Source organism: Candidatus Nanopusillus massiliensis, assembly GCF_920984865.1.
Genome location: NZ_OV100765.1, coordinates 445,348 through 445,622, shown reverse-complemented (window position 1 = coordinate 445,622; position 275 = coordinate 445,348).

Here is a 275-nt window from a genome sequence, read left to right as displayed (position 1 = left end):
ACAAATCTAACAATAGATTTTATATATCTAGTAGTATTTGCTACAGTTCTCTCTATAGTTGGTATGATTTTATCATGGAAGTATATTAGTTCTTAAAAAATTATTTTTCCTTTTTTGTTTACTATTTTTTTGAGTTAAAAAGATGTGAGTAGTNCTTTTTTTAAAAAAAATCTTTTATTGATAAAGTAAAAATTTCATAGAAATTTGAAATATTTAAATTCTAATTTAATCTATTAATATAAATTATTCTTCATATAAATTATGAATTTTTTTTT